Source organism: Dyella telluris, from assembly GCF_014297575.1.
GTDB lineage: Bacteria > Pseudomonadota > Gammaproteobacteria > Xanthomonadales > Rhodanobacteraceae > Dyella > Dyella telluris.
In genome coordinates this window covers 1387322-1411257 of record NZ_CP060412.1, presented here as the reverse complement: position 1 = coordinate 1411257, position 23936 = coordinate 1387322, and the positions used below count along the sequence as shown (strand labels likewise).

Below are 23936 nucleotides of genomic sequence, written 5' to 3'. Positions count from 1 at the left end.
GCGACCAACGGTGGTAAGGCAAGCATTTCAGGCTAGACCCACAGGCAACAGTAATAGGATCGCGTAGGTTGCGCAGTGACCCACGCACTCGGGCAGATCGCGGAGCTTCCATGTCAGCCAGCAAGCAGCAGTACCAGTCCGGTTTCGCCAACGAATTCGCCACCGAGGCCTTGCCCGGCGTGCTGCCTGACGGGCAGAACTCGCCGCAGGCCGCGCCGCTTGGCCTGTACGCCGAGCAGATCTCCGGCACGGCGTTCACCGCGCCGCGCCACAGCAACCGGCGCAGCTGGCTGTACCGCATCCGTCCGGCGGCCATGCACCATCCGTTCGAGGCGATGCCGGAGGGCCGCTTCCACAATCGCTTCAACGAAGTGCCGGCCAACCCGAACCAGTTGCGCTGGAGCCCGTTCCCGCTGCCCACCGAGCCCACCGACTTCATCGACGGCCTGTTCACCGTGGCCGGCAACGGCAGCCCGGCCGATCAGACGGGCGTGGGCATCCACATGTACGCGGCCAATCGCTCGATGCAGGGCCGCTACTTCTACAACGCCGACGGCGAACTGCTGATCGTGCCGCAGGAAGGGCGCCTGAAACTGGCGACCGAAATGGGCGTGATCGAGCTGGAGCCGCTGGAGATCGCCGTGATTCCGCGCGGCGTGCGTTTCCGCGTGGAGCTGCTGGACGGCACCGCGCGTGGCTATATCGCCGAAAACTTCGGCGCGCTGCTGCGCCTGCCGGACCTTGGCCCCATCGGCAGCAACGGCCTGGCCAACGCGCGTGATTTCCTGACGCCGGTGGCCGCGTACGAGGACGTGGAAGGCCAGTTCGAGCTGATCGCCAAGTTCCAGGGCCAGCTGTGGCGTGCCGGCATCAACCATTCGCCGCTGGACGTGGTGGGCTGGCATGGCAACTACGCGCCTTACAAGTACGACCTGCGTCGCTTCAATACCATTGGCTCGATCAGTTACGACCACCCCGACCCGAGCATCTTCCTGGTGCTGCACTCGGCCAGCGATACCGAGGGCGTGAGCAACATGGATTTCGTGATCTTCCCGCCGCGCTGGCTGGTGGCGCAGCACACGTTCCGTCCGCCGTGGTTCCACCGCAACATCGCCAGCGAGTTCATGGGCCTGATCACTGGTGCCTACGACGCCAAGGCCGAGGGTTTTTCGCCGGGCGGCGCCTCGCTGCACAACTGCATGAGCGGCCACGGCCCGGATGCCGCCACCTATGAAAAGGCCTCGACGCGCGACCTGTCGCAGCCGGACGTGATCACTGGCACGATGGCCTTCATGTTCGAGACGCGCCGCGTGATCCATCCGACGAAGCAGGCACTGGCTTCGCCGGAGCTGCAGGGCAATTACTACGAGTGCTGGCAGGGCATCCAGAAGCACTTCACCGGCAAGTAAGCGCCGAACCACCGCATCAACCAAGAACGATTCGGTCGCGCCACGGCGCGGCCACCGGAGCAAAGCATGAAACTGGGTTCACTGAAGGAAGGCGGTCGCGACGGCACCCTGATCGTCGTCAATCGCGCGCTGACGCAGGCAGTCAAGGCCACCGGCATTGCGCCGACGCTGCAGGCGGCGCTGGACGACTGGTCGAGCACGGCGCCGCGCCTCAACGCGCTGTACGAAGAACTCAACGCCGGTACGGCGCCGGGCGCGTTCGCCCTCGACATGCACGCACTGGCTTCGCCGCTGCCGCGTGCCTACGAGTTCGTCGACGGCAGCGCCTACCTGCCGCACGTGGAGCGCGTGCGTCGCGCGCGTGGCGCCGAGGTGCCCGAGTCCTTCTATGTCGACCCGCTGATGTACCAGGCGGTGAGCGCGGGTTTCCTTGGTCCCCGCGACCCGGTGGTGGTGCCCAGCGAGGACTACGGCATCGACCTTGAAGCCGAAGTGGTGGTGGTAACCGACGACGTGCCGATGGCCGCCACGCCGGCCCAGGCGGCTGGGCATATCCAGCTGGTTGGCCTGGTCAACGACGTGTCGCTGCGCGGCCTGATTCCCAATGAGCTGGCCAAGGGTTTCGGCTTCCTGCAGTCCAAGCCGCGCTCCGCGTTGTCGCCCGTGCTGGTGACGCCGGACGAACTGGGTAATGCGTGGAAGGACGACAAGCTGCACCTGCCCATGCGCACCTGGCTCAACGGCCAGTGGTTTGGCGAGGCCGAATGCGGCGTGGACATGCAGTTCAACTTCGCCCAGCTGGTGGCGCACGCGGCGAAGACGCGTCCACTCACCGCCGGCACCATCGTCGGCTCCGGCACCATTGCCAACGAAGACACCGGCAAGGGCGCGTCGTGCCTGGCTGAGCAGCGCACGGTGGAAACCCTGCGCGATGGCAAGCCGACCACGCCGTTCCTGAAGTTCGGCGACAGCCTGCGCATCGACGTGACCGATGCCGCCGGCGCCTCCATCTTCGGCTCCATCGAGCAGACCATCGCGCCGCTCAAGCGCTGAGCGGGGTAGTGGAATCGCGGGCATCGGCTACCGATGCCCGCGGGTTCGAGCGAATTGTCGCAGCCTGCTGACCGGCCTCAAGCGCAGTGTTTGATCGCGCGGTGATACTGCCGCGCATGCGCACGCCAACCATTGTTCCGGAATTCGATCCAGTCCTCGTTGCCCGTTACGATGTGCCGGGGCCTCGCTACACCAGCTATCCGACGGCGCCTCACTTTCATGTGGGCTTTGACGAAGCGGCCTACCGCGCGGAGGCCATGGCGTCCAACGCGTCATCGTCGCCCAGGCCGCTGTCGCTCTATGTGCATGTACCGTTCTGCTTCAGCCCGTGCTTCTACTGTGGTTGCACACGTGTCATCACACGCGATGCCGCCCGGGCCGACCATTATCTCGACGTGCTCCTGCGCGAAATCGCGCTGACGGGCTCCCTGTTCGATCGCGAACGGCCGGTGCTCCAGCTTCACCTGGGCGGAGGCACGCCGAATTTCCTCGATGCGCCACGCATGGCCCGGCTGGTCGCCGCGCTCGAAGGCAGCTTTGCCTATCGGCGTGATGGTGTGCGCGAGTACGGCATCGAGGTTGATCCCCGTTATGCGGACGCCCGCTATGTGCGCGATCTGGCGGCGCTGGGGTTCAATCGCCTGTCGGTAGGCATCCAGGACTTTGACGCCGACGTGCAGGTGGCGGTCAACCGCATCCAGAGCGTCGAGCAGACCCGTGAAGTGATCGATGGTGCACGGGAGGCGGGGTATGGCTCGGTGAGCGTGGACCTGATCTATGGCCTGCCATGCCAGACGCTGGATGGTTTCCGACGCACGCTGGATCAGGTCATCGCCCTGGCGCCGGATCGGGTGGCGGTTTACGGCTATGCCCACCTGCCGCACCTGTTCAAGGCGCAGCAACAGATTGAGGATGCCGACTTGCCGGATGCTTCCACCCGTCTGGCGCTGTTCGGCGAGGCCTTCCGCATGTTGTGCGAAGCCGGCTACGTGTACGTGGGCATGGATCATTTCGCGCGCGCCGACGATGAGCTGGTGCGTGCGCAACGCGCGGGCACGCTGCAACGCAATTTCCAGGGCTATTCCACGCATGGCGATTGCGACATCGTCGGTCTCGGGGTGAGTTCGATCAGTCGCGTTGGTGACAGTTACAGCCAGAACGCCCGTGAACTGGTCGGTTACGAGGCTGCGCTGGCCGCGGGGCAGCTGCCGGTGAGTCGCGGCATCCGCCTGAGTGACGATGACCGGGTTCGTCGTGCGCTGATCGGTGAACTGATGTGTCACGGCCAGCTCGACATGCCGCGCTTCGGCCAGCGGCATGGGCTGCGCTTTGATGAAGCCTTTGCCCCGGAGCTGGAGGGCCTCGCCGCCTGTGTCGATGACGGCCTGGTGGCGCTGGATGCCAACCTTATCCGGGTGACGCCCCGCGGCCGGCTGCTGTTGCGCAACGTGGCGATGTGTTTCGACGCCTATCTCGGAAAGGCGGCGGATACGCCGCGGTATTCGCGCACCATCTGACGCCGTGCAAGGCGAAGCCTGCCGCTCCGGGCGGAAGGGCAAGTCTTGCCATCGTGCTGAGGGGCCTTGTCGTGGTCTACTTAAGGGCCCCATCCAACGAGGTGTCCCATGTCCCAAGTCACGCTGAAAGGCAATCCGGTGCAGGTCGACGGCCATTTCCCCGCCAAGGGCGAGGCGGCGCCTGCGTTCTCTCTGGTCGGCAAGGATCTGTCCGACGTGACGCTCGCCAGCTTCGACGGCAAGCGCAAGGTGCTGAACATTTTCCCCAGCATCGACACGCCGACCTGCGCCACCTCCGTGCGCCGCTTCAACGAGAAGGCCAGCCAGCTCAATGACGCCGTGGTGCTGTGCATCTCCGCCGACCTGCCGTTCGCCCAGGCCCGCTTCTGCGGCGCCGAAGGCCTGGACAACGTGGTCACGCTGTCCACGCTGCGCGGTCACGACTTCCTGAAGAACTACGGCGTGGCGATTGCCTCGGGCCCGCTGTCGGGTCTGGCAGCGCGCGCCGTGGTGGTTCTGGATGGCCACAACAAGGTCGTGCACAGCGAAATGGTGGGTGAGATCGCCAACGAGCCCAATTACGACGCGGCGCTGGCTGCGCTGGGCTGATCTCCACATCGCGTACGAAAAAAAAGGCCGGGATAATCCCGGCCTTTTTTATGGCGCCGATCTTGCCATTACGGGGCGAGTGTCAGCGTGCCCTTCATCAGTGCCGCATGGCCCGGGAAGGTGCAGAAGTAGGCGTAAGAGTCGCCGGCCTTCAGCTTGGACACCGGGAAGGTGACGCTGTCCGATTCGCCGCCGCCGATCAGCTTGGTGTGGGCGATGACGCGGGTGTCGCCGGGCTTGATGTAGTTCTGGTCCACGCCGGCCTTCATGCCATCGGCGAGGATGCCCTGTTCATCGGCCGTCGAACCCAGCACCCAGTTGTGGCCCATGGAGGCCTTTGGCAGTTTTCCCGTGTGTTTAAGCGTCACGGTGAACTGCTTGCAGGTCTTGGGGACCGTGATGCTCTTCTGGTCGTACTGCATGGCGTCGTTGCCGTCGATGGTGGCAGCGCAGTCGGCGGCCCACAGGGGCGTGGCAGACAGGCCGAGCAGGGCAAGAGCCAAAACTTGGCGAATCATCGAGTGTCTCCGGAGTGCAGGTGGGAAAACCCGAACGATTGCGCCAGCGCATGCGCTACGCGCTGATCTGGATCATCGCCACGAAGCGAACCCCGTCCATGCGACGGCCTGCCGCGCGCGGGCCCCGGAAAAACAAAAGCCGGGCGGTGCCCGGCTTTTGTCCTTGCAGCGGTAGCGGGTGGCTTACTTGGCCGCCATCAGCGCGACGGTCATGTCGAGCATGCGGTTGGAGAAGCCCCACTCGTTGTCGTACCACGACAGCACCTTCACCAGCGTGCCGTCGATGACGCGCGTCTGCGTGGCGTCATAGGTGGACGAGGCTGGGTTGTGGTTGAAGTCGATCGACACGAGCGGCTTGGTGTTGATGTCCAGGATGCCCTTCAGCTTGCCCTTGGCCGCTTCGGCAATGATCTGGTCGATCTCTTCCTTGGTGGTCGCACGGCCGGCGTCGAAGGTCAGGTCAACCACCGACACGTTGATGGTCGGCACGCGCATGGCGAAACCATCCAGCTTGCCGTTGAGCTCCGGCAGCACCAGGCCCACCGCAGCGGCAGCGCCGGTCTTGGTCGGAATCTGCGAGTGCGTGGCCGAACGGGCGCGGCGCAGGTCGGAGTGATAGACGTCCGTCAGCACCTGGTCGTTGGTGTAGGCGTGGATGGTCGTCATCAGGCCGCGCTGGATGCCGATCGTCTCGTGCAGCACCTTGGCCAGCGGAGCCAGGCAGTTGGTGGTGCACGAGGCGTTGGAAATCACTTCCAGCTTGGAGGTCAGCTTGTCGTCGTTCACGCCGATGACGAAGGTGCCGTCCACGTCCTTGTCGCCCGGGGCGGAGATGATCACCTTCTTGGCGCCGGCGGCGATGTGCGCGCTGGCCTTGGCCTTGGAGGTGAACAGGCCCGTGCACTCGAGCACCACGTCGACGCCCAGGGCGCCCCACGGCAGCTTGGACGGGTCACGCTCGGCGCACACCTTGATGCGGTCGCCGTTGACGATCAGATCGCCGCCGTCCACGGACACGGTGCCCGGGAACTTGCCGTGTGCGGTGTCGTACTGGGTCAGGTGCGCATTGGTCTCGGCATTGCCGAGGTCATTGATCGCAACGATCTGGATCTCGTTGGTGCGACCGGCTTCGTACAGCGCGCGCAGAATGTTGCGGCCGATGCGACCGTAACCGTTGATGGCGACCTTGATGGACATGGGACAGCGTCCTCCTTTGAGTGACGGACAATGGCGGCTGTGGGACCGCCGTAAAACCGGCATTTTAGCCTGAACCGGGCGGCGGGCTCACGCGGGCGGCGTCTTACCCGGAAGGGGCTGTTCAGCGGCGCCCTAAAGCGCTTGAATCGTCGCTCTTTTAAGTACATCCGAGTCGAGGAGAGTGGCATGAGCGAGGCGGAACAGTCCTTTGGCATCACCCTGGAGCAGGTCACGGACTACGAGTTCCGGGTCCGTTTCGACGAGACGCCCATTCCCGACCTGATCACCGACGAGACCTCCCCGCTGGGGGGCAATGCCGGCCCCAACCCCTCGCGCATGCTGGCCACGGCGGTGGCCAACTGCCTCGCCGCCAGCCTGCTGTTCGCCCTGCGCAAGTACAAGAACGAGCCCGGCACCCTGGGCGCCAAGGCCAGGCTCACCTTGACGCGCAACGAGCACGGCCGCCTGCGCATCACCCACATCGGCGTGGACCTGCAGCTGGCCGACCCGGCCGAGACGCTGGAGCATCTGGACCGCGTGCTCGCCCAGTTCGAGGACTTCTGCATCGTCACGCAGAGCGTGCGCCAGGGCATCAAGGTGGACGTGAACGTGCACGACGGGGCTGGCAACGCGCTGGCGATACCGGGCGAAGGCTGATCCCTCGCTGGCGCGAACCTGTCACGGGGCTGTGGCAAACTCGTCGGTTTCCCCTGACAAGAACCGCCGCCCCATGCCATTCCCGCGCCGAACCGCCGTTGCCGCCGCCCTTCTCAGCATTGCCCTGGCGCCGGCCGCCCATGCCTGGGGGCAGCTGGGCCACGCCATCGTCGGCGACCTGGCCCAGCGTCACCTGAGCCCCGCGGCGGAAGCAGCGGTGGAGCGCCTGCTGGCGCCGGAGCACACCAAGTCGTTGGCCGACATCGCCAGTTGGCCGGACGAGATCCGCAACGACCCGACCAAGGACGCGCTGTGGAAGCAGACCCGCTCCTTGCACTATGTCGACTTCACGTCCGGCGATTGCAACTACGTGCCGCCGCGCGACTGCAAGGACGGGCAGTGCGTGGTTGCCGGCATCGACCACTACGTGAAGATTCTGGGCGACAAGAGCCAGTCGGACGCGGCACGACTGGAGGCGCTGAAGTTCGTGGTGCATTTCATTGGTGACGAGCACCAGCCGCTGCACGGCGGCTCGCGTGATGACAAGGGCGGCAACGCCTACCAGGTGCAGTTCAACGACAAGGGCACCAACCTGCACAGCGTGTGGGATTCGGGCCTGCTCAAGACCCGTGGCCTGGACTACAAGGCTTATGCCAACGAACTGGAAGCGCGCGGTACGGTGACCCTGCCCAAGCCCATCCCGCCGTTCGACAACGCCTATGCCCAGTGGGCCGAGGAGTCGTGCACCATCTCGCGCGACATCTATCCGGAGGGCCACAAGCTCGATCAGGCCTATGTGGCCAAGGAGCTGCCCGTAGCCGAACTGCGCCTGCGCGAAGCCGGCCGTCGCCTTGCGGAAGTGCTGAACCTCACGTTGGCCAACGGTTGACGACAGCCAACGGGTTTCATGACCTCGAAGGGCCGCGCTTGCGCGGCCCTTTTTCGTTGGGCGCCCCGGTCCCGCACGTGTCGTTGGGGCCCGGACGCGCGAGTGGGTCGTGATGGATCCAGCGACAACACCGTAAGCGCCATGCGGGTCCAGTGGCGGGACACCGTGGTGGGCCTTCTACGTCAATTTGGTGCATCGCATCATTCGATGCTGTGCGCTCCGCGCGCCTCTTGACCGGTCATCGCAGATCATTTTTTCGCCAACGCAGCCAGGCATGCGAGTGGATTTGTTTCTGACGTGATACCACACCAGTCGCGCCGGTCCTGCCCGGGACAAAACAGACCACTTAGGCATCGCGAACGTTGATATCGCGTTCGAGCTGGCATACCAGTGTTGCAGGTGGTCCGCATGCCAGAAGCAGTCCACTTGCAGGCCGCCACGGCGTCGTGAAAAGACGTCCAAAACCCTCTGGCGCGAGTCACCAGTTCTGCTAGTTTGAAATGATGACTACCGACACTCCGCTGCGCCGCACAAAAATCGTTGCCACCCTCGGTCCCGCGACCGACGCGCCTGGCATGCTCGAAAAAATCATCGCCGAAGGCGTGGACGTGGTTCGCCTGAACCTCTCCCACGGCCAGCCGGACGACCATCGCGCGCGTGCCGTCGCGGTGCGCGATGCGGCCGCCAAGCTCGGTCGCGAAGTGGGCGTGCTCGCCGACCTACAGGGTCCCAAGATTCGCGTCGAGCGTTTCGCCAACGGCCCGATCGAACTCAAAGTGGGCGACCACTTCGTGCTGGACTGCTCCCCGGGCGCGCCGCTGGGCGACAACACCCGCGTGGGCGTGAGCTACTACGACCTTCCCAAGGACGTGTCGGCCGGTGACGTGCTGCTGCTCGACGACGGTCTCGTCGCGCTGACCGTCGACGAGGTGGTGGGCCAGGAAATCCGCTGCACCGTGCTGGTTGCCGGCAAGCTGTCCGACCGCAAGGGCCTCAACCGCCAGGGCGGCGGCCTGTCCGTTTCCGCGCTGTCGGAGAAGGACAAGGCGGATATCAAGCTCGCCGCCGAAATCGGCTGCGACTTCCTGGCCGTGTCGTTCGTGCGTTCCGCCGCCGACATGCATGAAGCGCGTCGCCTGCTGGAAGCCGCTGGCGGCAAGGCCTCGCTGGTCTCCAAGATCGAGCGTGCCGACGCCATTCCCGTGCTGGGCGAAATCATCGACGCCTCCGACGTGGTGATGGTGGCGCGCGGTGACCTGGGCGTGGAAATCGGTGACGCCGAGCTGCCGGGCCTGCAGAAAAAGATCATCCGCGAGTCGGTGCAGCGCAATCGCGCGGTCATTACCGCCACGCAAATGCTGCAGTCGATGGTGCGCTCGCCCATTCCGACCCGCGCCGAAGTGATGGACGTGGCCAACGCCGTCATCGACGGCACCGATGCGGTGATGCTGTCGGAGGAGTCCGCCGCCGGTGCGCATCCGGACAAGGCCGTGGCCGCACTGCGCCGCATCTGCCTGGGCGCCGAGCGCCAGTTCGAGCCGAAGGAAGATCCGGCCACGCAGGGCCACTTGCTGGACCGTACCGACCAGGCGATCGCCCTGGCCGCGATGGTGCTGGCCAGCCAGCTTGGCGTGCGCGCCATCGTGGCCCTGACCGAGTCGGGCGCCACGGCGCAGTGGCTGTCGCGTTACCGCAGTGCCGTGCCGATCTATGCACTATCGCCGTTCGACGATGCGCGCCGCCGCATGTCCATCTTCCGCGACGTGACCGCAGTGAAGTTCACCCACGTGTCCCAGACCACGGCCGGTTCGGCCCGTGATGCCGTGCGCCAGCTGTTCATCGAAGGCCGCCTGGCTGAAGGCGACCGCGTGGTGCTCACACATGGCGACCACATCGGCCAGGGCGGCGGCACCAACACCCTCAAGCTGCTCTCGGTAGGGGCGCAGGGTGTGGTGGAGTGCCTGCGGGACCTCTGAGCAAGTTGCGTTGAGACGCCGCGCCCGTCGACCTGGTGTGGGCCAGGTCGGCGGGCGTTGGCGCTCCGTCGCGCCGTGTCATTCGGTCATGGTCTGGCGGTTCACGCCCTCATCGCCACGGGCGCGGTATCGCTAGAATCGGTGCATCGTCCCGATCACGAACAGGAGGTTTTCCATGAACACGACGTCACGTCGCACCACCCAGGCACTGATGCTGGCTTTGGCCCTGACGGGCGCGGCGCCCCTGCTCGCGCAGGCCCAGGCGCGCATGGTCGGCCCCGAGCAGATCCAGTCGTACTGGATCATGTTGAACACCAAGGTCGACGCCGATGTTCCCAACAGCGGCCGCAACATGGATAAGCCCGGCTGCGTGGCGGTGAGCTATCTGATCGGTTCGGATGGCGTCCCCCAGAACGTCACGGTGCGTAAGGTTGTGCCGCAGAGTGACCTGGATGCCGTGGCCAAGAGCGTGGCAAGCAATTTCCGCTACGGCCCGGCCCTGAAGAACAGCACCCATGAGCCGGTGAACACCTATTTCATCGTGCCGTTCAACCTGCCGGCAGACCCGGCCCAGCGCCAATCCATCACCAACGCCTGCAAGCTCCCCGGTTACGACCAGGCCTGAGCCAGCCGGGGCCCTCTCCAGAGCCGTTCAGGGTCCTCCCGGGCCCTGGCGGGTCGGCTTGGCCTATAATCCCGGCCTTTCAGCCTCCGCCCCTTCCGGGGTGGCATCACCTTGTGCGGCCCACACCGCCTAAGTATCCGGAGTTGTCATGAGCATCGAAGATCTCGAAAGCGTTGCCCTCGCCATGGTTGCGCCCGGCAAGGGCATCATCGCCATTGACGAGTCGACCAACACCATCAAGAAGCGTTTCGAGGCCGTCGGCATCGACAACACCGAAGAGAACCGTCGCGCCTACCGTGAGCTGCTGCTCACCGCGCCGGGCCTGGGCGAGCACATCTCCGGTGCGATCCTGTACGACGAAACCATCCGCCAGTCGACCAAGGACGGCGTTCCCTTCACCACGCTGATGAAGAAGAACGGCATCATCCCGGGCATCAAGGTCGACAAGGGTCCCGTGCCGCTGGCCGGCTTCCCGGGCGACGTGATCACCGAAGGCCTCGACGGCCTGCGCGAGCGTCTCGCCGAGTACGTGAAGCTGGGCGCGCAGTTCGCCAAGTGGCGCGCGGTCATCAATATCTCCGAAGACAACCCGTCTTCCACGGCCATTGAAGCCAACTGCCATGCGCTGGCCCGTTACGCCGCGCTGTGCCAGGAAGCCGGCCTGGTGCCGATGGTGGAGCCGGAAGTGATCATGGACGGCGACCACAGCATCGAAGTCAGCTACGAAGTGCACGAAGCCGTGCTGCGTAGCCTGTTCAACGCGCTGTACGAGCAGAACGTGATGCTGGAAGGCACCATCCTGAAGGTCAGCATGGTCATCCCGGGCAAGGACGCGGATGAGCAGGTGGAAGTGGAGGAAGTCGCCGAAGCCACCGTGCGCGTGCTGAAGACCACCGTGCCGGCCACGCTGCCGGGCATCGTGTTCCTCTCGGGCGGCCAGACCGACGAGCAGTCCACGGCTCACCTCAACGCCATGAACCGCATGGGCCCGCACCCGTGGCCGCTGTCGTTCTCCTACGGCCGCGCCATGCAGCAGGCCGCGCTGAAGCTGTGGTCCAAGGACATGAAGGCCAACTACGCCGATGCGCAGAAGACGGTTTACGCCCGCGCGAAGGACAACGGCCTCGCCGCGCTGGGTCAGTGGAACGCCAAGTAAGCGATACGCAGCAAACCATCGCTGCAAAAAACGGGCGCCTCGCGGCGCCCGTTTTTTTTTCACTGAGACACGTGAGCTTTCAGAAGCGGTATTCCGCCGTGAGCGACAGGCCGTCGCTGGAGCGAACGCCGAACGCTCCCTTGCCCATGTTGGCCTTGTAGTAATCGTAGGCCAGGCCAAAGCTGAAGGCCTCATTGAAGTCGTAGCCCACACCGGTGCCGACATACCAATTGACGCCGGTGTAGTTGTGACGATTGAGGTCGGCGTCGTAACTGTGGCCGCCCCAGCCATAGGCGCCGGCGCGACCACTCCAGTACAGGCCCTGCCAAAGATTGATCTTCCCGTTGACGCCGAGCGTCCAGCCTTCCAGGTTCTGGTTGCCGGTGAAGGTACCCAGCGGCGTATTGACGACCGGGTAGTGGATCTTGCCCATGTTGTTGTAGCCCACTTCGAGACCGAAGCCGAGATCCGGGCCGACCTTCCAGCGGTAGCCGCCGTTGATGCCGTAGATGGTGGGATGTTTGGTATAGGGGCCGTCGGCCATATGGCCTTCACCCACGTTGGCGTTGACGAACCAGTTGCCGCTGCCAACGGACTGGCTCGGCTGGTAGTTGCCATCGGCAGTCTGTGCTGACAGGGGAAGGGCGATCAGGCCGACCGTGGCCAACGCAAATGCAGCAACCGCTTTTTTCATGTGGAAGACACTCCATGTGGTTTGGGGAATCGACGCCTGACGGCTGCAGGCTTTGGGGGCTGAGCGCGCGTGAGTTCGCTCTGTCGACTCGCGAGATTAGTTGAGCAGTGCGTGGCAGTTCCTTCGGAATGCTCTTGAATGACGGGCCTGCGGCGTTGCGACGGATCGCGGTGCCATGTCATCGCCGCATGTGGCCTGCCATGGCGGCAAAAGAAAACGGGCGCCTTGCGGCGCCCGTTTCAGGTCTTGCATTACCTGTTGGATCAGAAGCGGTATTCCGCGCTCACGCTGTACAGGTTGGTCGGCAGGTGGATGTTCTTGTCGCTCTGGCTACCGTCGTAGTAGTCCCAGTTCAGGCCGACGCTGATGTTCTTGTTGATGTTGTAGCCCGCACCCAGGCCCGCGTAGTAACGGGTGCTGTTGAAGTTGACGTTCTGCGGGTTGGTCTTGTCGTCGGTCAGGCCCGAGCCCTTGGCGAAGAAGGCACCGCCACGGACTTCGCCGTACCAGTTCGGGCTGAAGCTGTAGCGCAGGTTCAGACCCGCGGTCGCGCCCTGCAGCTTGGACTGGCCGTTGTTGCCGGTGTAGTTGGCGTAGTTCTGGGTGTACTGGCCACGCGCATCGGCACGGCCCAGGTAGACGTAACCCACTTCGGCACCCAGCGAGGTATCCGGGTTGATCGCGAAGCGGTAACCACCCTTCAGGCCGCCAGCAAAGCTGCCGTTGTCATAGGGACCCTTCTGGACCTGACCGTAGCCAGCGTTGGCGCCGACGTACCAGCCCTGCTGGGCATTACCGGCGTCCTGGGCGAACGCGGCGGGGACCACGGCAAGACCGGCGGTAGCAAGGGCGAGAGCAAGAATGGTGTTCTTCATGGGGGTACTCCTCTTTGTCTTATTGGGCCAGTCCGCGGTGCCGGGGGTTCGGCGTGGCGCGGCTGGGCACCTCGTGCCGACGATGCTGATCCTTAGATGGGTCGGAGGCTCCAGAGTTTCAATACCGGTTAGTCCATTATTAAGGTGTTGTTAACCTTTCGGTCTATTCAGGGGCGGTCTCGAAAGGCGACAGGGGGGCGGGGGATCGGCGACAATAAGCGTTTTTACGGCCGCCCCTCCCGGAGACCCCTCTAAATGACCACCCGTCGCGAACTTGCCAACGCCGTGCGCGCACTTGCCATGGACGCTGTGCAGCAGGCCAACTCCGGCCACCCGGGCATGCCCATGGGCATGGCGGACATCGCCGAAGTGCTGTGGAACGACTTCCTCCAGCACAACCCGACCAACCCGAAGTGGTTCAATCGCGACCGGTTCGTACTCTCCAATGGCCACGGTTCGATGCTGCAGTACGCGCTGCTGCACCTGACCGGCTATGACCTGCCGATGGATCAGCTGAAGCGTTTCCGCCAGCTCCACTCCAAGACGGCCGGTCACCCGGAAGCCAGCGAAACCCCCGGCGTGGAAACCACCACCGGTCCGCTGGGCCAGGGCCTGGCCAATGCCGTCGGCTTCGCGCTGGCGGAGAAGGTGCTGGCCGACCACTTCAACCGCCCGGGTCACGAGATCGTCAACCACCACACCTATGTGTTCCTGGGTGACGGTTGCCTGATGGAAGGCATCTCGCACGAGGTGGCTTCGCTCGCCGGCACCTGGAAGCTCGGCAAGCTGGTCGCCATCTACGACGACAACGGCATCTCCATCGACGGCGAAGTGCACGGCTGGTTCACCGACAACACGCCGGAGCGTTTCGAAGCCTATGGCTGGAACGTGGTGCGCGGCGTGGACGGTCACGACGCCGAGGCCATCAAGAAGGCCATCACGGCGGCCACCAGCCAGTCCGACAAGCCCACGCTGATCTGCGCACGCACCATCATCGGCTTCGGTTCCCCGCACAAGCAGGGCAAGGAAGAAAGCCACGGTTCCGCGCTGGGCAAGGATGAAGTGGCCCTCACGCGTGACGCGCTGGACTGGCGCTATCCCGCATTCGAAATCCCGGCCGAGATCTACGCCGGCTGGGACCACAAGAAGGCCGGTGCCGAGCGCGAGCAGAAGTGGCACGACGCGGTGGCCAAGTACACGGCGGCTTTCCCGGAGCTGGCCGGCGAGTTCAACCGCCGCATTGCCGGCGAGCTGCCGTCCGACTGGGCCGAGAAGTCGCAGGCCTTTGTCGAAAAGATGCAGGCAGACGCACCGGATGTCGCTTCGCGCAAGGCGTCGCAGATGACCATCGACGCGTTCGCACCGTTGCTGCCGGAACTGATCGGCGGCTCGGCCGACCTGGCTGGCTCCAATCTCACCAAGTGGAAGGGCAGCGTCGACGCCGGCAATGGTCGCGACCCGAAGGGCAACTACGTTTATTACGGCGTGCGCGAGTTCGGCATGAGCGCCATTGCCAACGGCCTGGCGCTGCATGGCGGCTTCATTCCGTACGACGCCACGTTCCTGGTGTTCTCCGACTATGCGCGCAACGCCGTGCGCATGAGCGCGCTGATCCCGGCGCACGCGATCCACGTGTACACGCACGACTCGATCGGCCTGGGTGAAGACGGCCCGACCCATCAGCCGGTGGAACACCTCGCCTCGCTGCGCTACATCCCGAACAACCAGGTGTGGCGTCCGTGCGACGCGGCCGAATCGGCCATGTCGTGGAAGCTCGCCATCGAGCGCAAGGGCAACCCGGCTTGCCTGGTGTTCTCGCGCCAGAACCTCAAGCCGCAGCAGCGCTCCGCGCAGCAGTTGGCAGACATCGCACGCGGTGCCTACGTGCTGTCCGACCCGCAGGACACCAAGTTCAAGGCCATCCTGATCGCCACCGGTTCGGAAGTGGAGCTGGCGATGGAAGCGGCCCGCACGCTGGCACAGCAGAACGTGCCCGTTCGCGTGGTGTCCATGCCGTGCACGGAAGTGTTCGATGCGCAGCCGCTGGAATACCGCGAAGCGGTGCTGCCGGGCTGGTGCCGTGCACGCGTGGCGGTGGAAGCGGCGTCGGCCGACTTCTGGCGCAAGTATGTGGGCCTGGACGGCGACGTGGTGGGCATGACCACGTTCGGTGCGTCGGCGCCGGCGCCGCAGCTGTTCGAGCACTTCGGCTTCACCGTCACCCACGTGGCCGACACCGTGAAGCGCGTGATCGGCTAAGTCCGCCACGCATGGTGAATTGAAAAAGCCGCGGCATGCCGCGGCTTTTTCTTTGCCTGGTGTTTCTTGTGGCAGGCGACGCCGAAAGTCGTCAGCGTTAGGCTTGGTGTTTTCCACGAGCAGGCCCGCCCCATGACGACCCATGCCCCGCTGCGCCGCGATCATGTGCGCCAGATGGCCGCCTACAACCGCTGGATGAACGAGAAGGTCTACGCGGCAGCAGCGAGCCTTCCGTCAACGGAGGTCATGGCCGATCGCGGCGCGTTCTTCGGTTCCATCCACGCCACGCTCAGCCACATCGCCGTGGCGGACATGATCTGGTTGCAGCGTTTCGCAGAACATCCGGCGGACTATGCGGCGCTTGGCCCGTTGCGCGGCCAGCCGATCCAGCGCGATCTTGCCGCACAGCCGTATGGCGACCTGTCCTCCCTCGCTGAGCATCGCCGTTTCCTCGATGGCGTGATCGACGCCTGGGCGGACGCGATGAGCGAAGACGATCTGGATCAGGTACTGGCCTATACGAACACGCGCGGGGACGCTTTCCGCAAGCCGTACTTTTACCTCGTCATGCACTTCTTCAATCACCAAACCCACCATCGCGGTCAGGTGACGACCTTGCTGATGCAGGCGGGCGTGGATGTCGGGGCAACTGACCTGTCGGCGTTGATCGCCGACATTTAATGCGGTGCCTTTGTAGGAGCGCACTGGTGCGCGACCGCAGCGTTGCAACCTTAGGGTTGCGTGGGGTGGTCGCGCACGAGTGCGCTCCTACATAAGGGAGGGGCTCAGGCGACCAGCAGCTCGGCCAGGTGCTGCGGATCGCGCGCCAGTGCATGCGCACCGGCCTTTTCCAGTTCGGTGCGGCTGCCAAAGCCCCACAGCACGCCAATGCCTTGCACGCGATTAGCCACGGCGCCGTCGATGTCGAAATGACGGTCGCCGATCATCACGGTGTGTTCCGGCGATGCGCCGAAGTCACTCAGCGCCGCGGCAATCATGGATGCCTTTTCGCTGTGCGGGCTCGACGGATCGGGGCCGTACAGACGGCTGAATGCCGGGCCGAAGGGCAGGTGCTCGACGATGGGGCGGGCGTGCTGTTCCGGCTTGCTGGTGACCACGGCCAACGTATGGCCGGCCGCCTGCAGGCGGCCGATCATGGCTTCGATACCCGGGTACACCGAATGCTCCTGCCAGCCGATGGCATGGAAGCGCTCGTGGTAGTACTCCACGGCCTGCTCGATGCGGTCGTGGTCGTGGTCCAGCAGCGGCGCGAAGCTATGGCGCAGCGGCGGGCCGATCCAGTGGCGAAGTTCCGCCGGATGCTCCACCCCCAGCTGCGTCAGCGCATGGCGGACGCAGCCCAGAATGCCGATCTCCGAATCGATCAGCGTGCCATCAAGATCAAACAGACAGAGCATTACTTACCTGCGCGTGCCTTGAGGGCGGCCACGGCGGGCAGTTCCTTGCCCTCCAGGAACTCGAGGAAGGCACCACCGCCGGTGGAGATGTACGAGACGTCCTGCTCGATGCCGTACTTCTCGACCGCTGCGAGGGTGTCGCCACCGCCCGCGATGGAGAACGCCTTCGAGGCGGCTACGGCGCGCGCCAGCGTCTCGGTGCCATGGCCGAAGGCGTCGAATTCGAACACGCCCACCGGGCCGTTCCACACCACGGTGCCGGCGTTGGCGATCATCTCGGCGTAGCGGCGGGCGGTCTCGGGACCGATATCCAGGATCAGCTCGCCATCCTTCACTTCGTCCACCGCCTTGACGGTGGCGGGGGCGTGCGCGGAGAACTCCGGCGCCACGACCACGTCCACCGGCACCGGCACGTCCGCATTGCGGCGCTTGGCCTCGGCGATGACCTTCTTGGCGGCCGGGATGAGATCCGGTTCGTACAGCGAGTTGCCCACCGAGTAGCCCATGGCGGCGATGAAGGTGTTGGCAATGCCGCCACCCACGATCAGCTGGTCCACCTTGCCGATCAGGTTCTCGAGCAGGGTGAGCTTGGTGGACACCTTGGAGCCGGCGACGATGGCCAGCAGCGGGCGGGCAGGGTGCTCCAGCGCCTTGCCCAGCGCGTCCAGCTCGGCCGACAGCAGCGGCCCGGCAGCGGCGATGGGAGCGAACTTGATCACGCCATGGGTGGAGGCCTGGGCGCGATGCGCGGTGCCGAAGGCATCCATCACGAAGATGTCGCACAGCGCGGCGTACTTCTTCGAGAGCGCTTCGTCGTCCTTGCCTTCGCCCACGTTCATGCGGCAGTTCTCGAGCACCACCACTTCGCCCTCGGCGACATCGACGCCGTCGAGGTAGTCGGCCACCAGACGCACCGGCTGGCCCAGCTTGTCGCTCAGCCACTTGGCGACCGGCGCCAGCGAGGATTCGGCGTCGAACTGGCCTTCCTTCGGGCGACCCAGGTGCGACAGCACCATCACGCGGGCGCCGGCGTCGCGGGCGGCCTTGATGGTGGGCAGTGAGGCGTCGAGGCGCTGGGTGGAGCTGATGTGGCCGTTCTCGATCGGCACGTTCAGGTCTTCGCGGATCAGCACGCGCTTGCCGCGCAGATCAAGATCGCTCATGCGGGTAACGGACACGGCGGAACTCCTAGCTGGGATTCAGGGATGCGGACGCCCCGGCCTGAGCGATGGGGCGCGAACCGCCTATTGTCCTGCCGGCTTCGCGGTGATGCAAACCGCAGGGCAGGTATCCTAGGCATCCGTTGTGTCGCCAAGAGGACAGGGGTATGGGGCAGGATCTGGTGTTGTACGGCTACTGGCGCTCCAGTGCGGCCTATCGGGTGCGCATCGCATTGAACCTGAAGGGCCTGCCGTACGAGTCCCGGGCGGTGCACCTGGTCAACCAGGGCGGCGAGCAGCATCTGCCGGATTTCCAGGCCCTGAACCCGCAGGAGCTGGTGCCCGCCCTGGTGGACGATGGCCGGGTGTTCACCCAGTCCATGGCCATCATGGAATACCTGGACGAAACGCATCCCACGCCGCCCCTGTTGCCGGCCGATCCGGCCGGGCGGGCGAGGGTGCGCGCTTTGTCGCAGGCCATTGCCTGCGACGTGCATCCGCTGGGCAACCTGCGCGTGCTGCAGCACCTGGTCAGCCAGTTCGGGGCCGATGACGCCGCCAAGGGCGTGTGGTCGCGCCACTGGATCGGCCTGGGCCTGCAGTCGATGGAGGCCATGCTGGCGGGCAACGTTGCCACCGGCCGATTCTGTCATGGCGACACGCCGGGCCTCGCTGATGCCTGCCTGGTGCCCCAGGTCTACAACGCGGTGCGCTGGAAGTTGCCGATGGAGGACTTCCCGACCATTCGCCGCATCGTCGACGCCTGCCAGTCACTGGAAGCCTTCCAGCAGGCCGCGCCGGAGGCCCAGCCGGATGCGCCCGCCGCACAGGGCTGACCGATGACCTCGTTCTGGCGGCAGCTGTGGCGCTGGCAGCGGGGCCGGCAGGGCAGTGGCTACGACAAGCTGCTGCTCGGCGGCGCGCTATGGCCGATTCCCTTTGACTGTTACCTGCTGAAGTTTCCGCAGGGTTCGTCCGTGCCGCCGCATACCGACCGCGTGGCGCAGGGCCGGCATTACCGGCTGAACCTCATCGTGTGGCCCGCGCGGCGCGGCGGTGAGTTCATCTGCGCTCGGCCGATCCATGCCAGCTCGCGCATCAAGCTGTTTCGACCGGATATGGAAGAGCACAGCGTGACCCGCGTCGACGAGGGGTCACGTTGGGTACTGAGCTTTGGTTGGGTGCGTGGCGCGCGGGGCGGCGAGACGCGCCCCGCGGCCTGACGGCCGGGTCAGAAGCCCAGGCCGTAGGGGTCGTTGCCGACCAGTTCGGTATTTTCCGAATTACCGCTGTCGGACAGGCGGATCTTGAGCGCCAGGCCATCGCGGGAATCGGCCTTGTTGAGCGCCTCGTCCAGCTCGATGCGACCTTCCTTGTACAGCCGGTACAGCGACTGGTCGAAGGTCTGCATGCCTTCCTGAAGGCTGCGATCCATGGCTTCCTTGACGTCGTGCACCTGGCCGCGGCGGATCATGTCGCGGATCAGCGGCGTGTTGAGCAGCACTTCCGTCGCCGGCAGGCGGCGGCCGTCCTTGCCGATCACCAGACGCTGGCTGATCACCGCGCGCAGGTTCAGGGCCAGGTTCATCAGCACGTTCTTGTGCGCCGATTCCGGGAAGAAGTTGAGGATGCGCTCCAGCGTCTGGTCGGCGTTGTTCGAGTGCAGCGTCGCCAGGCAGAGGTGGCCGGTTTCGGAGAACGAGATGGCCGCTTCCATGGTGTCGGTGTCGCGGATCTCGCCGATCATGATCACGTCCGGCGCTTCGCGCATCGCGTTGCGCAGGGCCTCGTGATAGCTGTGCGTGTCCAGGCCGACCTCGCGCTGGTTCACGATCGACTTCTTGTGGCGGTGCAGGTATTCGATCGGGTCCTCGATGGTGAGGATGTGGCCCGAGGAATTCTGGTTGCGGTGGTCGATCATCGCCGCCAGCGTGGTCGACTTGCCCGAACCGGTGGCGCCAACCACCAGGATCAGCCCGCGCGGCTCCATGATCAGCTCACGGAAGATGCTCGGCAGCTGCAGCTGGTCGATGCTGGGAATCTCGCTCTTGATGGCACGGATGACCATGCCCACTTCGCCGCGCTGCTTGAACACGTTGATGCGGAAGCGGCCGGCTTCCTTCACGGCCAGCGCCATGTTCAACTCAAGGTCGCGCTCGAACTGGGGTACCTGGCCCTCGTCCATCAGCGAATAGGCGATTTTTTTGACCATGCCGCTGGGCAGGCCGGTATTGCCCAGCGGGTAGAGCTTGCCCTCGACCTTGATGTTCACAGGGGCGCCCGTCGTCAGGAACATGTCCGACGCGCCCTTGTCTACCATCAGTTTGAGGAAGTAACCGATGTCCACTCGAGATCCCCTGTTCGTGCGCATTGCTAAAAGCGATTATGCCCGCCCACAATACGCTGCGACACTCCGAGAGGACTGAGTGATGGTGCACATCTTTTTCCCGCCGAGGGGGCAACTCAAGGTTGCCAGGCTGGCGGTATCGACCCTGACGCTGGCCATGACGCTGGCTTTGGCCGGCTGCGCGTCCACGCCGCCGCCGGATGGGGCCCTGAATCAGGCGCAGATGCAGCTGCAGGCGGCACGGGATGCCGACGCTGCGTCGTACGACCCGATTGACCTGGGTAACGCGCAGAACAAGTTCCAGCAGGCCCAGAACGCCGTGGCCAAGCGCGACTACGACGAGGCCGCCCAGCTGGCCGACGAAGCCCGTGCCGATGCGGAACTGGCCCGTGCCAAGGCCCGCCTGGCCGCTGCCCGCGCGCAGATCCAGAGCAAGACCACGGCCAACCAGCAGTTGCGCGAGCAGATCGACCAGTCGCTGGCCGACCAGCAACAGCAGGACCAGAGCCAGGCCGCTGGCCTGCCGGCGCAGCAGCAGACCCAGGACATGCCGGCGCCTTCGAGCTCCCAGCTGGGCGAGCCCATCCAGCAGGGACAGGGTTTCCAGACCTACCCGCAGAACCCGAACCCCGACCAGCCGGCTCCTCCGTCGAGCACTGACCAAGGAGGCCACCCATGAACAAGTCACTGACCTTCAGGCTGTCGACGCTGCTGGTGGCCCTGGCTGCCGCCGGTGCCGCCCATGCCGCCAAGGAAGACATGGACGTGGCCCGCCTCAACAGCAGCCTCAGCCAGCTTTCCAGCGATCCGGCCCTTGGCATGTACGCCCAGGCGGAGCAGGCGCGTGCCCATGACGCCGTGAGCCAGCTCGCCCAGGCCCGTTCGCGTGATCGCGCCCATGCCCTGTACGTGGCCGAGCGCCGCGTGGACCTGGCCCGCGCCACGGCCCAGCTGCAGGACGCCCAGCAGCAGATCGCCAAGCTCGATCGCGAGCACGACCAGATCCAGCTCGACGGCAGCCGCCGCGAGACGGAAATGGCCCGTCGCGAGCTGGAGCGCCAGCGCATGCAGTACCAGGCAGCGCAGGAAGAATCGGCCCGTCAGATGGCGGCAGGCGCCGAAGCCACCGCGCAGGCCCAGGCCCAGGCCGACCAGGCCAAGAAGCTGGCCGCCGCGCAGGCCAAGGTGGCCAACGCCGCCAAGAAGCAGGCTGACCTGGCCGCCCAGGCGGCTCGCGCCATGCGCCAGCAGATGCAGGGCGACAGCGCGAACAAGGACCAGGGCAAGTAATCGACGCCCGGTCGATGGTCGCAGAGGCCGACGGTGACCCCGTCGGCCTTTTCATTTGTCTTGCCTCGACGTGAGATGGCGCGACACGACGCCGCGTTCGTGGAGATTTCGCGACGCCGATGTTGGCATCATGCAAAATACTGTTTTGGCAGCCTTTTTTGCGAAAGTTCCGAGAGCGCGAACGCCGCGTATGACGCTTGCATGACTCCGGAACGGAGAGTAGGGTCAAGTTCCCAGGGGGCATCTTCGCGCCCTGGGTCACCGACCTGAATCATGCGCCCATCCTTCTCCTCCATCCGCACTCCATGGCCCGGTCAAACGGCATGGATCGGGGGTGGCTGCGCCTGATCCAACGTCAGCAGACGCCCCCCAGCGGCTGCCGTTCTCTCCAGAGGAGGTTCGATCATGTTTGAAAACCAGCAGCGTGATGATGTCGAAGCTTTGATGAAGGCCGACGCCGAATTTCGTCGGCTGCACCAGCATCATCAGGAACTCGACAGCAAGGTGCACGACGCCGAAATCGGCGTGCTTCCCATCGACGACATGACGTTGTCGGGCATGAAGAAGGAAAAACTCCACGCGAAGGAGCGACTCCAGCGCATGTGGGACACCCGATCGCACCGCATCAACTGAATCTGCGACGTTTTCGCATGAACGCGGCCCCGGCGCCTCACGGCTTCCGGGGCCGCGTTGTTCATGGGGCTGGCGCAAGGGTGCCGCGTTGCTCGGGTATCATCGGCGTCCCCATCGGCCACCACGAAGCGGCCGGAGCCTAGAGCAAGGAGTTCCCATGTCGGTCCACCAGAGTGTCCTCGAACTGATTGGACATACCCCGATGGTACGTGCGCAGCGCCTGGACGTCGGACCGTGCGAACTCTTCCTGAAGCTGGAAAGTGCCAACCCCGGCGGCTCCGTCAAGGACCGCATCGGCCTGTCGATGATCGAAGGCGCGGAGAAGGCCGGCAAGATCCGTCCTGGCGACACCCTGGTGGAAGGCACCGCCGGCAACACCGGCCTGGGCCTGGCCTTGGTGGCGCAGCAGAAGGGCTACCGCATGATCCTGGTGGTGCCGGACAAGATGAGCCGCGAGAAGATCTTCAACCTCAAGGCCATGGGCGCCGAGGTGGTGCTCACCCGTTCGGACGTGGCCAAGGGCCACCCGGAGTACTACCAGGACATGGCTGAGCGCATCGCGCGCGAAACGCCGGGCGCGTACTTCATCAACCAGTTCGGCAACCCGGATAACCCGGCTGCCCACATCGCCAGCACCGGGCCGGAAATCCTGGCGCAACTGGACGGCAAGGTCGACGCCATCGTGGTCGGCTGTGGCTCGTCGGGCACGCTCAGCGGCCTGTCCAAGTTCTTTGCCGAGCATTCGCCCAACACCGATTTCGTGCTGGCCGATCCGGTCGGTTCGATTCTGGCGCAGTACATCAACGAGGGCACACTCTCGACCAAATCCGGCAGCTGGATGGTCGAGGGTATCGGCGAGGATTTCCTGCCCAGCATCAGCGACTTCACGCGGGTAAAAAAGGCCTACGCCATTCCCGACAAGGAGAGCTTCCTGGCCGCGCGCGAGCTGCTGGCAAAGGAGGGCATCCTGGGTGGTTCCTCCACCGGTACGCTGCTGGCGGCCGCGCTGCGCTATTGCCGCGAACAGACGAGCCCCAAGCGCGTGGTGACGCTGGTGTGCGACACGGGCAACAAGTACCTGTCGAAGATGTACAACGATTACTGGATGCTCGACAACGGCTTCATCGAACGCGAGCAGCACGGCGACCTGCGCGACCTGTTGCTGCGCCCGTTCGCCCAGCGCGACACCGTGGTCATCGGCCCGAACGAATTGCTGATGACCGCCTACACGCGCATGAAGCTGTACGACGTCTCGCAGCTGCCCGTGATGGACGGTAGTCGCCTCGTGGGCATCCTCGACGAATCGGACGTGCTGATGCACGTGCATTCGGACGAGAGCCGGTTCCGCGACGCGGTATCCACCGCCATGATCACCAACCTGCAGATGCTGGACGTGCGTTCGCCCATCGAGTCGCTGCTGCCGGTGTTCGACCGTGGTCACGTGGCCATCGTGGTGGACGGCGAGCAGTTCCTGGGCCTGATCACGCGGATCGATTTGCTGAATTATCTACGCCGCAAGGTGCATTGAAGTCCGGGTAACCGGACGTTCAGCATAAGCCATCAGACTTCGCTCTGATGGCTTTGAAAGTTTATTGAAATCGGCTGTCGACAAAGTTGCGGATCTGCGATTGCCGATGGGGCACGCTGGTCCTAA

General features: G+C 64.9%; 24 protein-coding genes. 17 read left to right on the top strand and 7 right to left on the bottom strand.

What is annotated here, in order from left to right; translation table 11 throughout:
* Window positions 1–110 precede the first annotated feature (110 nt).
* From hmgA to tpx, 4 genes are all read left to right on the top strand, one after another.
* Window positions 111–1409: a homogentisate 1,2-dioxygenase gene (gene hmgA / locus H8F01_RS06480; RefSeq protein ID WP_187058198.1), complete on the top strand. Its 1299-nt coding sequence runs from the start codon at window positions 111–113 to the stop codon at window positions 1407–1409.
* Window positions 1410–1475: 66 nt separating this feature from the next.
* Window positions 1476–2462 carry a fumarylacetoacetate hydrolase family protein gene (locus H8F01_RS06475; protein WP_187058197.1) on the top strand — a complete coding sequence of 329 codons (987 nt, stop codon included), beginning with the start codon at window positions 1476–1478 and terminating at the stop codon, window positions 2460–2462.
* 116 nt (window positions 2463–2578) lie between these two features.
* Window positions 2579–3979: an oxygen-independent coproporphyrinogen III oxidase gene (gene hemN / locus H8F01_RS06470; RefSeq protein WP_187058196.1), complete on the top strand. Its 1401-nt coding sequence runs from the start codon at window positions 2579–2581 to the stop codon at window positions 3977–3979.
* A 108-nt stretch (window positions 3980–4087) separates the two neighbouring features.
* Complete coding sequence (gene tpx, locus H8F01_RS06465) at window positions 4088–4588, top strand: thiol peroxidase (protein ID WP_187058195.1); 501 nt, start codon at window positions 4088–4090, stop codon at window positions 4586–4588.
* A gap of 68 nt (window positions 4589–4656) precedes the next feature.
* On the opposite strand, the gene azu is transcribed toward tpx, so the two are convergent.
* Entirely contained in the window at window positions 4657–5106 is a 450-nt protein-coding gene (gene azu / locus H8F01_RS06460; RefSeq protein WP_187058194.1) for an azurin, read from the bottom strand.
* A gap of 183 nt (window positions 5107–5289) precedes the next feature.
* On the bottom strand, window positions 5290–6303 hold the full coding sequence (gap, locus tag H8F01_RS06455) for a type I glyceraldehyde-3-phosphate dehydrogenase (RefSeq protein ID WP_187058193.1): 1014 nt from the start codon (window positions 6301–6303) through the stop codon (window positions 5290–5292).
* A gap of 186 nt (window positions 6304–6489) precedes the next feature.
* On the opposite strand from gap, the gene H8F01_RS06450 reads away from it, so the two are divergent.
* The 5 genes from H8F01_RS06450 (at window position 6490) to H8F01_RS06430 (ending at window position 11606) form a co-directional block, all read left to right on the top strand.
* Window positions 6490–6960 (top strand): OsmC family protein, encoded by a 471-nt coding sequence (locus H8F01_RS06450; protein ID WP_187058192.1) that lies wholly within the window; start codon window positions 6490–6492, stop codon window positions 6958–6960.
* A 73-nt stretch (window positions 6961–7033) separates the two neighbouring features.
* The gene (locus H8F01_RS06445; RefSeq protein WP_187058191.1) at window positions 7034–7849 is read left to right on the top strand and encodes a S1/P1 nuclease; all 816 of its coding nucleotides are present in this window, start codon (window positions 7034–7036) and stop codon (window positions 7847–7849) included.
* A gap of 503 nt (window positions 7850–8352) precedes the next feature.
* The gene (pyk, locus tag H8F01_RS06440; protein ID WP_187059184.1) at window positions 8353–9825 is read left to right on the top strand and encodes a pyruvate kinase; all 1473 of its coding nucleotides are present in this window, start codon (window positions 8353–8355) and stop codon (window positions 9823–9825) included.
* 175 nt (window positions 9826–10000) lie between these two features.
* Window positions 10001–10450: an energy transducer TonB gene (locus H8F01_RS06435; protein WP_187058190.1), complete on the top strand. Its 450-nt coding sequence runs from the start codon at window positions 10001–10003 to the stop codon at window positions 10448–10450.
* A gap of 148 nt (window positions 10451–10598) precedes the next feature.
* Window positions 10599–11606 (top strand): class I fructose-bisphosphate aldolase, encoded by a 1008-nt coding sequence (locus H8F01_RS06430; protein ID WP_187058189.1) that lies wholly within the window; start codon window positions 10599–10601, stop codon window positions 11604–11606.
* Window positions 11607–11685: 79 nt separating this feature from the next.
* Here H8F01_RS06430 and H8F01_RS06425 read toward each other — a convergent pair whose 3' ends face one another.
* On the bottom strand, window positions 11686–12300 hold the full coding sequence (locus H8F01_RS06425) for an outer membrane beta-barrel protein (RefSeq protein WP_187058188.1): 615 nt from the start codon (window positions 12298–12300) through the stop codon (window positions 11686–11688).
* 263 nt (window positions 12301–12563) lie between these two features.
* Window positions 12564–13175, bottom strand: a complete 612-nt coding sequence (locus H8F01_RS06420; protein ID WP_187058187.1) for an outer membrane beta-barrel protein — start codon at window positions 13173–13175, stop codon at window positions 12564–12566.
* 255 nt (window positions 13176–13430) lie between these two features.
* Between H8F01_RS06420 and tkt the strand changes: the two genes are divergently transcribed.
* Both tkt and H8F01_RS06410 read left to right on the top strand, forming a co-directional pair.
* A complete protein-coding gene (gene tkt, locus H8F01_RS06415) occupies window positions 13431–15434 on the top strand; it encodes a transketolase (RefSeq protein WP_187058186.1) in 2004 nt (667 codons plus the stop codon).
* Between the two features lie 132 nt (window positions 15435–15566).
* A complete protein-coding gene (locus H8F01_RS06410) occupies window positions 15567–16115 on the top strand; it encodes a DinB family protein (protein WP_187058185.1) in 549 nt (182 codons plus the stop codon).
* A 104-nt stretch (window positions 16116–16219) separates the two neighbouring features.
* On the opposite strand, the gene H8F01_RS06405 is transcribed toward H8F01_RS06410, so the two are convergent.
* Both H8F01_RS06405 and H8F01_RS06400 read right to left on the bottom strand, forming a co-directional pair.
* Window positions 16220–16852: an HAD hydrolase-like protein gene (locus H8F01_RS06405; protein ID WP_187058184.1), complete on the bottom strand. Its 633-nt coding sequence runs from the start codon at window positions 16850–16852 to the stop codon at window positions 16220–16222.
* Window positions 16852–18030 (bottom strand): phosphoglycerate kinase, encoded by a 1179-nt coding sequence (locus H8F01_RS06400; protein WP_187058183.1) that lies wholly within the window; start codon window positions 18028–18030, stop codon window positions 16852–16854. The genes H8F01_RS06405 and H8F01_RS06400 overlap by 1 nt, the downstream gene beginning before the upstream one ends.
* Window positions 18031–18179: 149 nt before the next feature.
* On the opposite strand from H8F01_RS06400, the gene maiA reads away from it, so the two are divergent.
* Both maiA and H8F01_RS06390 read left to right on the top strand, forming a co-directional pair.
* Window positions 18180–18848 (top strand): maleylacetoacetate isomerase, encoded by a 669-nt coding sequence (maiA, locus tag H8F01_RS06395; protein WP_187058182.1) that lies wholly within the window; start codon window positions 18180–18182, stop codon window positions 18846–18848.
* A gap of 3 nt (window positions 18849–18851) precedes the next feature.
* The gene (locus H8F01_RS06390) at window positions 18852–19235 is read left to right on the top strand and encodes a 2OG-Fe(II) oxygenase (protein WP_187058181.1); all 384 of its coding nucleotides are present in this window, start codon (window positions 18852–18854) and stop codon (window positions 19233–19235) included.
* An 8-nt stretch (window positions 19236–19243) separates the two neighbouring features.
* On the opposite strand, the gene H8F01_RS06385 is transcribed toward H8F01_RS06390, so the two are convergent.
* Window positions 19244–20359 (bottom strand): PilT/PilU family type 4a pilus ATPase, encoded by a 1116-nt coding sequence (locus H8F01_RS06385; protein ID WP_187058180.1) that lies wholly within the window; start codon window positions 20357–20359, stop codon window positions 19244–19246.
* A gap of 82 nt (window positions 20360–20441) precedes the next feature.
* Here H8F01_RS06385 and H8F01_RS06380 point away from each other — a divergent pair, with 82 nt between their 5' ends.
* From H8F01_RS06380 to H8F01_RS06365, 4 genes are all read left to right on the top strand, one after another.
* Window positions 20442–21038, top strand: coding sequence for a DUF4398 domain-containing protein (locus H8F01_RS06380; RefSeq protein ID WP_187058179.1), 597 nt, complete (start codon window positions 20442–20444; stop codon window positions 21036–21038).
* Complete coding sequence (locus H8F01_RS06375) at window positions 21035–21649, top strand: DUF4398 domain-containing protein (RefSeq protein ID WP_187058178.1); 615 nt, start codon at window positions 21035–21037, stop codon at window positions 21647–21649. The genes H8F01_RS06380 and H8F01_RS06375 overlap by 4 nt, the downstream gene beginning before the upstream one ends.
* A gap of 405 nt (window positions 21650–22054) precedes the next feature.
* Complete coding sequence (locus tag H8F01_RS06370; protein ID WP_187058177.1) at window positions 22055–22282, top strand: HP1242/YdcH family protein; 228 nt, start codon at window positions 22055–22057, stop codon at window positions 22280–22282.
* A 157-nt stretch (window positions 22283–22439) separates the two neighbouring features.
* Window positions 22440–23810: a pyridoxal-phosphate dependent enzyme gene (locus H8F01_RS06365; RefSeq protein WP_187058176.1), complete on the top strand. Its 1371-nt coding sequence runs from the start codon at window positions 22440–22442 to the stop codon at window positions 23808–23810.
* Window positions 23811–23936 lie beyond the last annotated feature (126 nt).

Excerpts from the sequence above, each read along its gene's own strand:
- hmgA (WP_187058198.1), top strand. The coding sequence starts at position 111 with ATGTCAGCCAGCAAGCAGCAGTACCAGTCCGGTTTCGCCAACGAATTC.
- H8F01_RS06475 (WP_187058197.1), top strand. The coding sequence starts at position 1,476 with ATGAAACTGGGTTCACTGAAGGAAGGCGGTCGCGACGGCACCCTGATC.
- hemN (WP_187058196.1), top strand. The coding sequence starts at position 2,579 with ATGCGCACGCCAACCATTGTTCCGGAATTCGATCCAGTCCTCGTTGCC.
- tpx (WP_187058195.1), top strand. The coding sequence starts at position 4,088 with ATGTCCCAAGTCACGCTGAAAGGCAATCCGGTGCAGGTCGACGGCCAT.
- azu (WP_187058194.1), bottom strand. The coding sequence starts at position 5,106 with ATGATTCGCCAAGTTTTGGCTCTTGCCCTGCTCGGCCTGTCTGCCACG.
- gap (WP_187058193.1), bottom strand. The coding sequence starts at position 6,303 with ATGTCCATCAAGGTCGCCATCAACGGTTACGGTCGCATCGGCCGCAAC.
- H8F01_RS06450 (WP_187058192.1), top strand. The coding sequence starts at position 6,490 with ATGAGCGAGGCGGAACAGTCCTTTGGCATCACCCTGGAGCAGGTCACG.
- H8F01_RS06445 (WP_187058191.1), top strand. The coding sequence starts at position 7,034 with ATGCCATTCCCGCGCCGAACCGCCGTTGCCGCCGCCCTTCTCAGCATT.
- pyk (WP_187059184.1), top strand. The coding sequence starts at position 8,353 with ATGACTACCGACACTCCGCTGCGCCGCACAAAAATCGTTGCCACCCTC.
- H8F01_RS06435 (WP_187058190.1), top strand. The coding sequence starts at position 10,001 with ATGAACACGACGTCACGTCGCACCACCCAGGCACTGATGCTGGCTTTG.
- H8F01_RS06430 (WP_187058189.1), top strand. The coding sequence starts at position 10,599 with ATGAGCATCGAAGATCTCGAAAGCGTTGCCCTCGCCATGGTTGCGCCC.
- H8F01_RS06425 (WP_187058188.1), bottom strand. The coding sequence starts at position 12,300 with ATGAAAAAAGCGGTTGCTGCATTTGCGTTGGCCACGGTCGGCCTGATC.
- H8F01_RS06420 (WP_187058187.1), bottom strand. The coding sequence starts at position 13,175 with ATGAAGAACACCATTCTTGCTCTCGCCCTTGCTACCGCCGGTCTTGCC.
- tkt (WP_187058186.1), top strand. The coding sequence starts at position 13,431 with ATGACCACCCGTCGCGAACTTGCCAACGCCGTGCGCGCACTTGCCATG.
- H8F01_RS06410 (WP_187058185.1), top strand. The coding sequence starts at position 15,567 with ATGACGACCCATGCCCCGCTGCGCCGCGATCATGTGCGCCAGATGGCC.
- H8F01_RS06405 (WP_187058184.1), bottom strand. The coding sequence starts at position 16,852 with ATGCTCTGTCTGTTTGATCTTGATGGCACGCTGATCGATTCGGAGATC.
- maiA (WP_187058182.1), top strand. The coding sequence starts at position 18,180 with ATGGGGCAGGATCTGGTGTTGTACGGCTACTGGCGCTCCAGTGCGGCC.
- H8F01_RS06390 (WP_187058181.1), top strand. The coding sequence starts at position 18,852 with ATGACCTCGTTCTGGCGGCAGCTGTGGCGCTGGCAGCGGGGCCGGCAG.
- H8F01_RS06380 (WP_187058179.1), top strand. The coding sequence starts at position 20,442 with ATGGTGCACATCTTTTTCCCGCCGAGGGGGCAACTCAAGGTTGCCAGG.
- H8F01_RS06375 (WP_187058178.1), top strand. The coding sequence starts at position 21,035 with ATGAACAAGTCACTGACCTTCAGGCTGTCGACGCTGCTGGTGGCCCTG.
- H8F01_RS06370 (WP_187058177.1), top strand. The coding sequence starts at position 22,055 with ATGTTTGAAAACCAGCAGCGTGATGATGTCGAAGCTTTGATGAAGGCC.
- H8F01_RS06365 (WP_187058176.1), top strand. The coding sequence starts at position 22,440 with ATGTCGGTCCACCAGAGTGTCCTCGAACTGATTGGACATACCCCGATG.